The organism is Flavobacterium sp. HBTb2-11-1 (genome assembly GCF_009826975.1).
Classification (GTDB): domain Bacteria; phylum Bacteroidota; class Bacteroidia; order Flavobacteriales; family Flavobacteriaceae; genus Flavobacterium.
Map to the genome: position 1 here is coordinate 371238 of NZ_WUMO01000002.1, position 14279 is coordinate 385516.

A 14279-nucleotide genomic window follows, 5' to 3' on the forward strand; every position below is an offset into this window, starting at 1 on the left:
TAAAATTATTTTATATTAGTTTTTATTCAGGTAGAGTTACCTGAAGATTTGAAATTGTGCTCGTTTGCCCTTCAGCAATTATGCCCCATTTATTTTTATCTCTTCCGTAAATACGGTTGGTAAGTGCCACTTTTCCGTTGATGTAAAATACCGCAACACTTCCTTCTGCAACTATCTCAACGTCATATTTTGTATTAATTTGAAAAGCAAAAGGCAAACGTGTTACTTCTTGCGAAGCCGAATTATAGCCGCTTATTTTGCCATTTGCAATATCAAGAACCACTTTATAATAACTGCCCGTATCATTGGTATGAAAAACAAATCCTGTTGTTCCAGAAACTTTCGCTAAAGTAACTTCGGCTTTTATTCTGACTTTTTTTCCATTGCTTTTAAAAGTGACCGATGCTTTTTCTGAATCTCCAGCTAACGAATAAGTTCCGTTATTAGCTGTTGCATTCGCTGAAATCGCATCGACTTCGGCAATTGCCTTCTTTTTAGAAAATAAAGCTGTAAGCGATTTTGGCGATTGCGTTCCTAAAGTTCCGTCTGCATTCTGAGTCAATTCATGAATTACCATGTTTCCTGCCCAATCCTTGTTTCCTAGATCATTCTCAGGCGTTTTTCTGGCGTTCCATCCAAAAACATATCTTTTATTTCCGTCCGAAGCAGTTTTTCCAGCATAAAAATATTCTCCGTCAATTCTATCATTTTCTGGTTTTATCCACGGCCCATTTATTGATGATGCCATTCTATAATGCGTGCCTTTACTTCCGCTCCAGTTTTCAGAAAACATTAAATACCAATAAGTTCCTATTTTAAAAATATCCGCACATTCCATCATAAGGTAATTATCTTCAGGAGTTGTGGTGTAAAGCGGGGTCTGAACATCCCATTTTCCAGAGGCAGGATCAGCACTTGTAAAATGCAGCAAAACGGCTTTTCTGCCAGGTTCTGTCTGCGTACTTACCAGCATCGAATATTTCTTCAATTCGTCATTGTAAAAGACATGCGGATCTCTAAAATCATAATTATAATAGCCAGACGGAGCTGTAATTTTAAAAGATGGAATTTTGGTCCAGTTTTTCAGATCGCTGCTTGTTGCACAGAGTACGCTTTCTCTAGCATTCGACTGAATAAAAGCCGGATTTTCATTGTGTCCTGTATAATAGAAATAATAGAGATTGCCTACTTTGACAACCGATCCAGTACCAACGGCAAAATCAGCCTCGAGAGTTGTACCGTACGGAATAGTTTTACCTTCGTACGTAAAATGTGCCAAATCTGTACTCTGATATTCATGAATGTCATGAAATCCTTTTCCTGCTGGTTTATTTTGCGCATCATGCAGAAAATAAATATGGAATTTTCCGTTGTCGAAAAAAGGCATAATATCACCCGTATACCCCGCACTGTAATACGGATTGTTTGCGCCCATCCATTGCACTGGCGGAACAGGAAAAACACTTGCTACTTCAGAATTGCCTCCCGAAATGGAGCCGCCAATATAATTCTCATCCTGACTGCATGAAATCAGTGAAAAGAAGAGCGAGGCAATTGTAATTATATTTTTGTACTTCATTTTAATTGAATTCAAATTGAATTATTTTACTGCTAAATAGTTGATACTGTTTTGTGTCAGCTGCTTAATATTGCCAATAAACTCATTAATCTGACTAGGAACTCCGCTGCTGTTGGTTTCATTATACCAATCATAAGCTCCCATTGAAATCACAATAACATTTTTATTAGCACTTGTATTTGGAAATTCAGCAATGGTAACCCTTCCGTCCAACGCATTATCCCAAGCTTCGCTGGCCAGATTGGTTCCTCCTGTCTGATTTCGCCATCCTTCTCCATTATTGTATCCGCCCCATTCTGGTAAAAACCACCAAGCGGTATGATTTAATCTGAAAGTGCCGCTTTGCAATAAATTGGCTTTTCCTGCCTCAAAAGTGGTTAAGCCCTGAAATATGGGATGGTTTTCGTGACCTACAAACGACATTCCCCAAGAATTTCCATCAACAAATCCATTTGGAGGAAAATCACCAAAAACATTATTAGGTCCTTTTCCTGAGGGAACAATTCCTAATGCATCAACATATTGCGAAGCAAATGAAGTTAAAAGCAGGTTACCACCATTTGTTCTGAAATTTTTCAATGCATTGGTAACCGCAGGATTATAGGCAACAGAAGGCAAGTTTGCAGCTGAATCAAAATGCCACCAAATCACATCGATACCGCTTAAATCCGCTCCGTTCTGTATACTTTCAAAAGAAATATATCTGGCTCCTGGAAAAGTATCAAATAGCCAATTTGAAGCCGTTATTTCATCCATATTGGTAATTCCTGCTCTTGTTGCCGCAGTTCCTAAAAAAGCAACCGTTAATCCTGCAGCTGGAACTCCAACATTTGCGGTATAATTAACGCTTTTTCCATTTGATGTTATTACGAAAGTCACAGCATTAGTAAAATCAATTGCTGCTCCTGATGCTGGAGAAATCGCAACTCCATCTGTTGTTTCAATTACTGGTTTTAGCGCCGTCAAATCCGTATTTTCAGGAAGCGTCATCATAATTGTTTTGCTAACGTCGTTTACAGTTGCTGCGACGCCATTAATTGTAAAACTTTTAATCGGACTTAAAACGGTTGTGGTTACGGTGTAATCTTTATATAAATTTCCATTCACAACTCTAAATTTTACTGGATTTGTAAAATTCATTGCCGAATTTAATTCCGGTTTTGATGTTGCTCCTGCTTCAAAAACAACTTCAGGTTTTATAGCTGTTATATCTGAGCCATAAGGCATTATAACTGTAATTTTTCCTGTAACCTGATCAATGTTTCCTGACACTCCGTTAAGTTTGAATGAAAGTACATTTGAAGGCGAACTCACATCAAATCCGCCATTTTCAAAACCATTTTCGCAGGCAGTAATCACAAAAATCATTGCCAATATCACAGACACTTTGGCCCAATATTTATTTAAAGCTTTTTTCATATTGCTGATTTTTAAAGATTAATAACCTGGGTTTTGTTTGTACAATCCCTGACTGAAATTAATTTGCTTCAACGGAATTGGGCAATATTCTTCTTTGTGCGCATCAAAAAATGCGTCCTGATAATAGGTGCGTTTTGTTTTTTCTTTTGCGTAAAAATCATTCATCACCTGATCTGTGATTCCCCAACGAACAAGATCGAAGAATCGGCTTCCTTCCATTGCCAATTCTAAACGGCGTTCCCAACGTAAAGCTTTGCGGGCAAAATCCTGTGTCCAGTTGCAATTGCTTCCGTCCACATAAGTGTTGATTTTGAAGTTGCTCACATAAGGCAATCTTCCTGTACTTTTTGCCGCTCTTTCTCTGATTTCATTAATCAATGGCAAAGCTTCAGATTGTCTTCCTAATTCAATCAAAGCTTCTGCACGCATCAAAATCACATCGGCATAGCGAATCTGAATTCTGTTTTTTGAATTTCCGTAAAACGGATCGATATTTACGACACAGCTGCAGCTTGGAGCCACGTTTTCTTTTAAAGAAGCATAATAACCGTAAGTTCCAGGAGATCTTACCCAAGCTTCAACATATAGAAATTCAGGATCGTATTTATATGGCAATCCCGGCATCGCGACAGTATGATACAATCTTGGATCAACTGTATTAGCGTCTATATTTTTATAATCAAAATCTTCATTGTTGTACGTATCAAACTCTGGCAAACCATTTGCTCCAGTTTTAAAAGCATTCACCAAATTCTGGCTTGGTTTATGAAAATCGCAACAGCCTAAACCTTGCGGTGTAGAAAGAACGTCAGAAAAATTCAATCTTCCGTATAAAGTTCCATCATTGTCTGAAAACTGAATAGAGAAAATAGATTCTGGTCCGTTTTCGTAAGTTCCAGGCAAGAAGTTATTGGCAAAATCAGGTTCTAAAGACGCTTTTCCAATTACTTTATCAGTTGCTGCGATTACTTCTTGCAAATGCTGCTGATTGATTCCTGTAACTTTAAAAGTTTCATCCTGCGTGTATGCCTGATACAATCTTGTTTTTGCCAAATAAGCGTAAGCCGCTTTTTTAGTTGCACGTCCGATTTCTGGCTGCGTGTCTGGCAAGTTATCGGCTGCAACCTGAAAATCTTCTGCAATTTTATCCCATAGCTCTTCGTTTGAAAGCGCTTTGTTGGAAATAGTTTTATAATCTTCGATTGCAATATCTTCAGTTATGTAAGGCACATTTCTAAACATGATTTTCAGCATGAAATAAAAATGTCCTCTTAAAAAACGCATTTCAGCCATACGTGTTTTCTTCAACGGATAATCTGCTTCTGAGATTTGTTCCAAGGCTTTTAAAGCTTTATTGGCTCTCGAAACACCGACATAACTGATGTACCAAAAACTATCCAACTCTCCAAAATCAGGACGAATATTATTTGATACTTCGAAAAAGTGGAAATCCTGAATATCGTTGGTTCCGCTTCCGCCTTTGTAAGCATCATCCGAACGGACATTTCCAAACGGCCACAAACTGTACGGCGAATCATAATGGTCATTTCCTAACTGTGCGTAAGCGGCATTCATAAATCCTTCAACATTTTCAGGCGTAACAATATCTTTTTCCGATAATACGCCACGAGGATCATTTTCTAAAAAATCGGAACAGGAAGCGAAGAACCCCAACACTGCAAATCCTGCTATATATAGTATTTTTTTCATTTTTTAATCTTTTGTTATAAAGTAAAATTAAGACCAGCAGTAAAAGTGGTTGGCTGCGGATATCCAAATCCTGCATTTTCTGGATCAACTCCTGTAAACCCTTTCGAATCAATAATCAATAGATTCTGACCGCTGATGTACAGCCTGAAACTTTCCATATTTAGTTTTTTCAGCAATTCTTTTGGAAAATTATATCCAAACTGTAAAACTCTAAGTTTAAGATAACTTCCGTTTTCTACATAATAGGTTGAAAATCTTGACTCCGCATTTCTATCTACCGTTGTCAACGCTGGAATAGTTGAATTTGGATTATCCAAAGACCAAGCATTCAATAATCGCGTTCCTTTATTTGATCCCACATCATCAACACTCCAGAAATCGGTTTGATACTTTGTGTTATTGATGACATCAACATCTGTCGCGCCTTCCCAAAAAGTGGTGAAATCAAAGTTTTTATACGCTAAGTTCAAATTGATTCCGTACAGCAATCCTGGGTTTGGGTTTCCAATCCATGTGCGGTCTTTGTCTGTAATTACTCCATCTCCATTTAAGTCTTTATAGCGAATTCTTCCCAGGCCTTTCCCTTCCTGAATTGCCGAGTTATCCACCTGATCCTGGCTTGTAAATAATCCGTCAGTAACATAACCGTACATTGAATTTATAGGACGTCCCAAAATATTATCGTTCAATCCGTCTCCGCCATAATTGTTTTTAACTTCATCTGGCAATTGTGTAATCTTATTTTTGTTTGCCGAAATATTTCCAGAAATATCATACTTCAGTCCAAATGAAGTTTCGTCATGATAGCCTAAAGAAAACTCCCAACCTTTGTTTTCCATAGAAGCTCCGTTTACCCAACGGTTTCCGCCTTCTCCAATAACCCCCAAATACGGCGGCAACACCAAAATATCATCTGTTTTTTTGATGTAATAATCTACAGATCCGCTTAGTTTTTGTTTGAATAAACCAAAGTCCAAACCAACGTTGGTTTGCGTGGTCGTTTCCCATTTTAAATCATCATTTCCAGATTGTGTTGCAATAAAACCTGACGGAAGCAATCCGTTTCCGTTTCCTGCAATATCGTAAGCCGTTCCGAAAGAAGTTGCCCAGGTCGGACTTCCGCCTGCGTAACTTGCCAGATAAAGCGAGTAAACTGCAGTATTGCTGATTTCCTGATTACCGGTCTGTCCCCATCCCGCTCTTAATTTTAAATCAGAAATTGCGGTTATTTTATCTTTTATGAAGCTCTCATTACTGATTCTCCATCCCGCTGAAACTGCAGGAAATGTTCCAAACTGATTGTTTTTTCCAAAACGAGAAGAACCGTCACGGCGAATGGTAGCCGAAACCAAATAGCGATTGTCAAACTCATAATCTGCTTTTCCAAAATAAGACATCAAAGAATATACGGTTGAAGTTCCGCTTGTAAAAGATTCACCCGTTCCTGCATCAGGATACATGTAATCTGGCGTTTCAATCAAAAAGTCGTTTTTACGCAATGTGTTTGTATCATAAGTATCTTTATACATTTCTGTTCCTGCCATCAGATTCAGATTGTTTTTTCCGAAATTCAAACTGTAGATTGCAGTATTCGTCCAAGTCCATTTATCACTCACAGACTGATCAATCGTAACGGAAGTCTGATCGTTTTGCAAATACCCTGATTTGTAGCTTCGCTGCAAAGTTCGTTTTTTATAAAAACCATAATCCATTCCGAAACTCGTTTTGATATGCAGGTTTTTGATGATTTCCAAATCTGCGTAAGCATTACCGAAAAGACGTAAATAATCGTATTTGTTGTCTTTGTTATATTCTAAAAGACGAACCGGATTTTGTCTGTCGTTCATTCCTCCAACTGGTCCTCCCCATCCTTTTCCGTCTTCAGTATGCACCGGAATAATTGGCAAAGCTCGCAATGCAGGATCTAAAACACCAGGATCTGTGACTTCGTTGGTACGGTTTAAACTGAAATTTTCCCCAATGACTAATTTTCCGTCAAAATACTTGTAAGAGCTGTTCATTCTCGCAGAAATTCTTTCAAAATCAGTAGTTTTTACTACACCTTCGTTATCATAATAACCTAATGAAAAAACATAATTCCCTTTATCTGATGCATTTGATACAGATAAATCATAAGAATTGGCAACTCCTGTTTGAGAAATAGCATCGTACCAATCTGTATTTGACGCTTTTAAAGTTTGTTCGGTATCTAAATATTCCGGAACCAGAACCTTATTCAGTTGCGGTTTGTTATTGTTTACCGACCAATCAAACTGATAGCGCAAATTATTGTTATTCGGATTTAAACCATCATTAATATTAGCCTGCCAAAGTGCCTGCCCAAACTGGTTGGCATTTAGCACATCTAATTTTCTTGAATAGTCAGAAAACGAAGCATATGTACTGAAATTGATTCTCATTTTCCCTTCTTTTCCTTTTTTGGTTGTAATGATAATTACACCGTTTGAAGCTCGTGAACCGTAGATACTGGCAGACGAAGCATCTTTTAGAACCTGAATAGTCTCAATATCATTAGGATTCAATTCATGCATTCCAGATTTTGTTGGCATTCCGTCGATTACGTAAAGCGGATCAGTATTGTTTAAAGTTCCAACACCACGAATGACCACTTTGGTATTTCCTCCGCTTGGCGAACCATCAGAAGATACTTTTACACCAGCAACTCTTCCCTGCAACGCTTTAATAGGGTTTGGTTCTGGCTGTTTCATAACATCTTTCATGTTTACAACCGCAACAGCTCCGGTAATATCTGTTTTCTTTTGCTTAGAATATCCCGTTACTACAACTTCATTCAATTGATTGTTGTCCACTTTTAGCGTTATACTGAGTGTTTTCTGTCCTTTAACTGGAATCGACTGCGGACTATAGCCCACAAAAGAAACTACAAGCACAGCATCAGAAGCAATGCTGGAAAAAGAAAAATTCCCGTCAAAATCGGTTACCGAACTGGTATTGGTTCCCGAAATCATTACTGTTGCACCAGGAAGCGGCATTCCGTCATCAGAGGAAATTACCGTTCCTTTTATTCCGTTTTCCTGTGCCATCATGAGCATTGGAAAAAAGAAAAATAGAAAATAAAAAATCTTATTTCTCATAAATTCTTGGTTTGGTTAAGGTTATTTTTAATAGTTAGTTATGTTTGACTTCCACTCTTTAGCAGTTTTTTTATTTTGAAAAATAGATGTAACGAGCCTGAAAGAGATTATCCTTCTTACGGTAGTACGATCTGTTTTTAGATTGAATTAGAAAAATTCTATTCGATTTTCTTATTGTTTTTTATCAATGTCCAACACTTGAACAATCCCATTTTTTAATTCTATTTTCTCTTTTGAAGAAAGCGAAAGAGCTGAAAATGGTTTGTTTAGGAAAAAGATTTCTGTCATCACTTTTTCGCCGTTGTTATAAAAGATTTCAATTGAAGTTTTATCCAAAATAATTTTAAAAGCAGCACTTTTTTGGCTTCCCTCCAAAAACGCCTTGCTTACAGTTGAAGCAAACTTATCTGAGAAATCAATTCTTCCGGCTTTAGAACGATCAATGAACAAAAAATTCTCTTTGTTGTTTAAGCCAAAACGTAAAGATGCTCCATCTGAATTTGAAAGTGTAAAAATATAATCGTCCTGCTTCAGGTTTTTTAAATCCAGACTGATAACGGCTTTTGTTAAATCTGCTTTTCCGCTTTCGATTACTTTTAAAGTTCCTTTTCCGTTTAAATTTTGCACTTTAATGGTTTCAGCAGCATAATTATTTAATTCTCTTACTGGTTTACTCACCAAATTATAATGGTTTCCTTTTTTTACCAATTGCAATTCGCGCGGAATCGTGTTGCTGCTTCTCCATGTTGTTGTCGGAACCTGCTGTGCATATTCCCAGTTTGACATCCATCCTATAAATAATCGTCTTCCGTCTGAAGCTGGCACATTGTTCCAAGTTACTCCAGCGTAATTATCTTTTCCATAGTCTGCCCAAACTGCTTTTTCATTTTTTACTCTTTCGGCAAAACTTTTATCCATAGTGAAGGTTTTTCCATCAAAATCTCCAACAAAATACTGAACACCAGAACCTCCGTTTGGCCCGCCTGGATTAAGATTTACAATTAAAACCCATTTGGTTTCTTTTGTTCCTTCGACTTTTATTTCAAAGAAATCTGGACATTCCCAAACTCCACCGTGAGCACCAATGTTTTTTCCGAAGTCAGAGAGCAGCTCCCAATTCTTTAAATTAGAGGATTTGTAAAACTGTACTCGATCTTGCGCCGCCAGCACCATGATCCATTGTTTGTGCGTTTCATCCCAAGAAACTTTCGGGTCACGAAAATCTCGAATTCCAGGATTTTTCACGACAGGATTTCCTTCCTCAAATTTCTGCCATGTAAAACCATTATCATTCGAAAAAGCAATATCTTGTCGTTCTACATCAATTTTGCCTTCTTTCTCTTTCGTCATGTCATGCAAAGTGTAAATTGCAATAATCGGAGCATTTTTTCCTGTTCCTAAACCAGATGTATTGTGCGTGTCTACAACCGCACTTCCAGAAAAAATATATTTGTCTTTATCAGGGTAAATCGCAATCGGCAATTCTTCCCATTTAATTAAATCTTTAGAAATGGCATGTCCCCAATGCATTGGCCCCCATGTATTTCCGTCTGGATAATGCTGGTAAAACAAATGATAGTAGCCGTTGGCGAAAAACATTCCGTTGGGATCATTCATCCAGCCTTTTTTCGGTGTAAAATGAAAATTTGGGCGATACATTTGTTCTTCTGCTGTGCTCGATACGGTTACAGCAGCAGTTTGTGCAGTTGCAGAAGAGGGTTTAAATCCTGCTATCGATAGTAAAACGGCACTATAAAGAGCTAACGGCAGATGTTTCTTTGATTTCATTTTTGTGGTTATTTTTGTTAGTTAGTGTTTCACTTAGTGCTTCCAAAGCAATTCCTTTTGTTTCTGGCATTAGAAAAATTACAAATAGCAATTGCAATACCATCATTAGCGTAAAAATAAGGAATACTACTTCTGGTCCTATTTCTGAAAACAGCATCGGAATTAAAGACGGAATAATCGCGGCCAAAACCCAATGTACAGAACTTCCAAATGCTTGTCCGGACGCGCGAATGTGATTTGGGAAAATTTCTGAAATGAAAACCCAAATTACAGCACCCTGACCAATTGCATGAGAAGCAATAAAAAGGAATAAGAAAATTGGAACTGACAAGCCTCCCCAATTGTAATAAAAAGAAGCCGATACTAATCCGAGCGAAATAATATATCCAACAGATCCGATGTACATTAACAGCTTTCTTCCTAATTTGTCGATTAATGCCACGCCAATCAAGGTAAAAATAAGATTAGTAACTCCAATACCGATACTGCTCAATAAAGCTGTATTTTGTCCTAAACCAGCTTCTTCAAAAATTCTTGGCGCATAATATAAAAAGGCATTAATTCCTGAAAACTGATTAAAAAAGGCAATTAAAAAAGCTAGAATTAATGGAAAACGGTATTTTTTCATGAAGATATTTTCATGTTTTGTAGTGCCATTTTCGCGGGAATCATCAATTAAATCTGAAATATCTGCCGAAGGATCAATTGCATATAAAACTTTACGTGCTTCTTCATCACGGTTCTTAGATAAAAGCCATCTCGGACTTTCTGGAATCGTTACAATAAAAAGAATGTAAACCAATGAAGGAATTGCCTGAACGCCTACCATCCATCTCCAAGCATTTTCGCCAATATCTTTTAAAAAATAATTAGAAATAAAAGCAATTAAAATACCCAATACAATATTGAACTGGTACAAAGCTACCAAACGTCCTCTCTTATCAGCAGGAGCAATTTCTGAAACATAAGCTGGAGCAGCAATGGTTGAAGCGCCCACTCCTAAACCTCCAATAAATCTAAAGGCAGCAAATACAAACGGATTATTGGCAAAAGCGGCGCCAATTGCCGAAACAAAATATAAAATTCCGATCCAGAACAAAGTCTTTTTTCGTCCTAACTTATTAGTTGGGATTCCTCCGAAGATTGCACCAACCACAGTTCCCCATAATGCCATTGCCATCACAACAGAACCATGAAAAGCATCAGATGAATGCCAAAGAAGCTGCAATTGTTTATCAGCTCCAGAAATAACTACGGTATCAAAACCGAAAAGAAAACCTGCCAGTGCAGCAGTAACAGACCAAATCAATATCTTATTCATTGTACATGTATTAAAAACTTTGTTGCTAAGATATCTGCAAAAAAATCAACTTATTTTTAACGATGTTACAATTTATTTCTTTAAATATTGACAGATTGACATTACAAACCCAAAACCTTTATTTACAACGTTTTACACAAACTAAAATTCTTTTACGAAAACCTTGTAGTTTCGATTTTGTTACATGAGCTTCGAAATTGATACTTAAAAAGAAACAATTTCAAATACAGATTAACTAGACATTTTATATTCTTTAGGAGAAATTCCAAATTTATTCTTAAAAGCTGTAGAAAAATAGTTCGGAGATGAGAATCCAAGCGAGTATGCAATCTCAGAAATATTCATCTCATTGGACTTCAAAAGTTCTGCTGCTTTCTCTAATTTGACATTGTTAATATGATCGCTGATATTAATTCCGATAATGGCTTTTACTTTTCTGTATAATTGAACTCTAGAAACTCCTAATTTATCGGCTAAATCTTCAACCGAAAATTTCGGATTCTCGACATTCTTTGTAATAATTTCATTCATTTTGGTAATAAAAGTCTGTTCCTGATTCCCGAATTTCGATTCGGGTTCAACACGGTAAATATTATTCGTATAATAATAACGTAGTTTTTCTCTGTTGAAAAGCAGACTAGAAATAGATTGTTTTAAAATCGAAAGGCTAAACGGTTTAGTCAAATATTGGTCCACTCCACTCTGAAGCCCTTTTAAAACAGATTCTTTATTACTCTGTGCAGTTAAAATTATTATCGGAATATGAGAGGAACGCAAGTCTTTCTTTAGTTCCCTGCTAATTTCATATCCGTCTTTATCAACCAAATTAATGTCGCAAATAATAATGTCCGGAATAATTTCTAAGGCTCTTTCGACTGCGTCACTTCCATCAGAAGTATACACTATATATTCATTTGAAAGTTTGGCTTTTAAGAAATTAACCAAATCTATATTGTCTTCGATGATTAACAACGAATGTTTTTCGGCATCAGAAATAGTATGTACTTCCTTTAATTCGGGTTCAATATTCAAATTATCCGTAATTAGACTTGGAATACTCGTTAGATTTTCGCCTTTCTGAATAATTTCTCCAGGCTGCAAATGACTGCTTCCCTTCAATAAAGTGATTACAAATTCGCTTCCTTGTTTTGATTTTAGTTCGATAGTTCCATGATGCAAAAGCACAAATTCTTTGGACAAATGCAAACCAATTCCTGAACTGTTTTTATTATTATTTGAAGCTCTGAAAAACGGATCAAAAACATTCGAAAGTTCATCATCAGGGATTCCGATTCCAGAATCTTTGAAATGAATCTTTGCAGTATTATCCTGATTTTCGACTATCGAAATAGTAATTTTACCATTATCGGGTGTAAACTTAAAAGCATTTGAAAGTAAATTGAAATAGACCTTATCCATTAAACCTCGGTCAATGAACAATTCCAGATTTTTGTTTTTGCAGCTTAACTGAAAATCAATGTTTCTGCGGGCAGCTTCACCTTTAAAATTAGCCATGACTTCATTAGTAAAATCATAAATTTTAGTATTAGAAGCCCTCAGGGTGAATTTTTGTTCTTCAATTTTTCTAAAATCCAGCAGTTGATTAATTAATCGAAGTAATCTATTTGAATTTTTGTGAATCAGCTTTACTTCATCAATTAAAGCGGTTCCTTTAATTTTATCATTCTCAATTAAAGATTCCACGTAACTCATTATTAAGGTAATTGGCGTTTTGAATTCGTGTGATAGTCCTGTAAAGAAATTTAGTTTTGCTTCATTGCTTTTTGCTGCAACCTGTGCCATTTCCTGAATTTCATTGTTCTGATCAATTACAGTTTGATTGATTCTTTCCAATTGCTTTTTCTTTTTTGAAATAGAAATCGTAGAATAAATACTGTAAATCGTTAAGCTCAAAATAATTACAAGAAAGAAACTAAGCAATCGAACTAAATTATTCTGCGAAGCATATTCCCTTTCCTGCACTTTAATAGCATCTTGTTGCGTTTCAATTACCAATTGCTGCTGATCGACTTTGTCCATTTGGTTTTCGATAATTTCAGCATTATTTTTATCAATCACAATGGTATTCAAGATGTTGTTTCTCGCAATTGATTCTTTATTATACATTTTCAAAGCGAGTTTCAAAGCTTCATTTCCTCCAGTTGGATATAAAATTGTGCCGTCAAGCACACCACTTTTAACCAGTTCAATTCCGCCATTAACGGTATTCAAAGCATCAACGCCAATAAATTTGATTTTCTTTTCTAATCCCAAGGTTTTAGCTGTCTCCCAAGCACTTAAAGCCATTCTGTCGTTATGAGCGAAAATATATTCCACATTTGGATTTTGCTGCAGAATTGCCTTCAAAGGTGCTTTAACCGATTCTTTTTCCCAGTCGCCTTGAATGGTATTTACAATCGTGAAACGCTTATTTTCATTGATAATCTGATTAAAACCAAGTGTTCTTTCATACGCCGGAGATGATCCGCTTGCACCTGTGATTTCTATAATCCTACCCGAGCCCTTACTGTGCGAGACTATATATCGAGCGGCAATTCGGCCAATTTCTATATTATCTGCTCCAAGATAAGCCGTATAATTTTCGCCTTCTATTTTTCGATCTACAACGAGAACAGGAATTCCTGCTTTAATTGATTTTTCTACCACTGCCGTTAAAGGTTTGGATTGAATTGGCGATACGATAATTACATCAACCTTATTAGAAATAAAACGTTCAATATCTTCGATTTGCTTTTCGACATTATTATTAGCGTCTTTAATTGTCAAATCGACTTCAGGCCGCAACGAAGCTTCAATTTTTATAGAACTGTTCATTTGTTTGCGCCAATCGTCGGTGGTCATGGCTTGCGAAAAACCAACTCTGATTTTATCGCCTTGCTTTTGTTTGCAAGAGACGAAACTTAATGATACTGCGAGATACAGTACAATATATTTTATAAATTGATACATATGGTAATGAGGTTATGTAGGTAGTGCAAATTTCGAAAATAGCCTTCTTAACCAACAGTTTGTCAATATAATGGGAAGGCATTATATATTGGATAGACAACCGAGAAGGATTAAAAAAGTAAAATTAAACTTTTATTTGATGTTGGCAAATAACAGGCATTATTTATCGGTAAAAAATCGGTTAAAAGTCTTTCTAAAATGACAAAGTTTCAAAACTTAAATGGGCTGAATCATAGCACATCATAATATGGAAATTATATAAATTCTATTCAGAATTATGAAAATTTTAAAAAGCAAAATATTTGAATTTTGTATTTAACCTCATCAAAAGCAACTAAAAAAAACGGCATTAATTAAGAATACTTTCGTATAAATT

The 14279-nt window shown here is 36.2% G+C and carries 7 protein-coding genes; all 7 read right to left on the reverse strand.

Annotation, left to right across the window (positions count from 1 at the left end; all coding sequences use genetic code 11):
• Nucleotides 1-22 precede the first annotated feature (22 nt).
• The 7 genes from GR162_RS06625 to GR162_RS06655 all read right to left on the reverse strand — a co-directional run bounded on the left by GR162_RS06625 (nt 23) and on the right by GR162_RS06655 (nt 13903).
• Entirely contained in the window at nt 23-1579 is a 1557-nt protein-coding gene (locus GR162_RS06625) for a glycoside hydrolase family 32 protein (RefSeq protein WP_160781464.1), read from the reverse strand.
• 21 nt (nt 1580-1600) lie between these two features.
• Nucleotides 1601-2998 carry a DUF4960 domain-containing protein gene (locus GR162_RS06630; RefSeq protein ID WP_160781465.1) on the reverse strand — a complete coding sequence of 466 codons (1398 nt, stop codon included), beginning with the start codon at nt 2996-2998 and terminating at the stop codon, nt 1601-1603.
• A gap of 18 nt (nt 2999-3016) precedes the next feature.
• The gene (locus GR162_RS06635; protein WP_160781466.1) at nt 3017-4708 is read right to left on the reverse strand and encodes a RagB/SusD family nutrient uptake outer membrane protein; all 1692 of its coding nucleotides are present in this window, start codon (nt 4706-4708) and stop codon (nt 3017-3019) included.
• Between the two features lie 14 nt (nt 4709-4722).
• Entirely contained in the window at nt 4723-7824 is a 3102-nt protein-coding gene (locus tag GR162_RS06640; protein ID WP_160781467.1) for a TonB-dependent receptor, read from the reverse strand.
• Nucleotides 7825-7995: 171 nt separating this feature from the next.
• Nucleotides 7996-9612, reverse strand: coding sequence for a glycoside hydrolase family 32 protein (locus GR162_RS06645; RefSeq protein ID WP_160781468.1), 1617 nt, complete (start codon nt 9610-9612; stop codon nt 7996-7998).
• Nucleotides 9575-10933: a sugar porter family MFS transporter gene (locus GR162_RS06650; protein WP_160781469.1), complete on the reverse strand. Its 1359-nt coding sequence runs from the start codon at nt 10931-10933 to the stop codon at nt 9575-9577. Before GR162_RS06650 ends, GR162_RS06645 begins: the two co-directional genes overlap by 38 nt.
• A 231-nt stretch (nt 10934-11164) precedes the next feature.
• Nucleotides 11165-13903 carry a substrate-binding domain-containing protein gene (locus tag GR162_RS06655; protein WP_160781470.1) on the reverse strand — a complete coding sequence of 913 codons (2739 nt, stop codon included), beginning with the start codon at nt 13901-13903 and terminating at the stop codon, nt 11165-11167.
• Between the last annotated feature and the right edge of the window lie 376 nt (nt 13904-14279).

What these genes read in the sequence shown, in the direction of transcription:
- GR162_RS06625 (WP_160781464.1), bottom strand. Translation starts at nt 1,579, where the DNA reads ATGAAGTACAAAAATATAATTACAATTGCCTCGCTCTTCTTTTCACTG.
- GR162_RS06655 (WP_160781470.1), bottom strand. Translation starts at nt 13,903, where the DNA reads ATGTATCAATTTATAAAATATATTGTACTGTATCTCGCAGTATCATTA.
- GR162_RS06635 (WP_160781466.1), bottom strand. Translation starts at nt 4,708, where the DNA reads ATGAAAAAAATACTATATATAGCAGGATTTGCAGTGTTGGGGTTCTTC.
- GR162_RS06640 (WP_160781467.1), bottom strand. Translation starts at nt 7,824, where the DNA reads ATGAGAAATAAGATTTTTTATTTTCTATTTTTCTTTTTTCCAATGCTC.
- GR162_RS06645 (WP_160781468.1), bottom strand. Translation starts at nt 9,612, where the DNA reads ATGAAATCAAAGAAACATCTGCCGTTAGCTCTTTATAGTGCCGTTTTA.
- GR162_RS06630 (WP_160781465.1), bottom strand. Translation starts at nt 2,998, where the DNA reads ATGAAAAAAGCTTTAAATAAATATTGGGCCAAAGTGTCTGTGATATTG.
- GR162_RS06650 (WP_160781469.1), bottom strand. Translation starts at nt 10,933, where the DNA reads ATGAATAAGATATTGATTTGGTCTGTTACTGCTGCACTGGCAGGTTTT.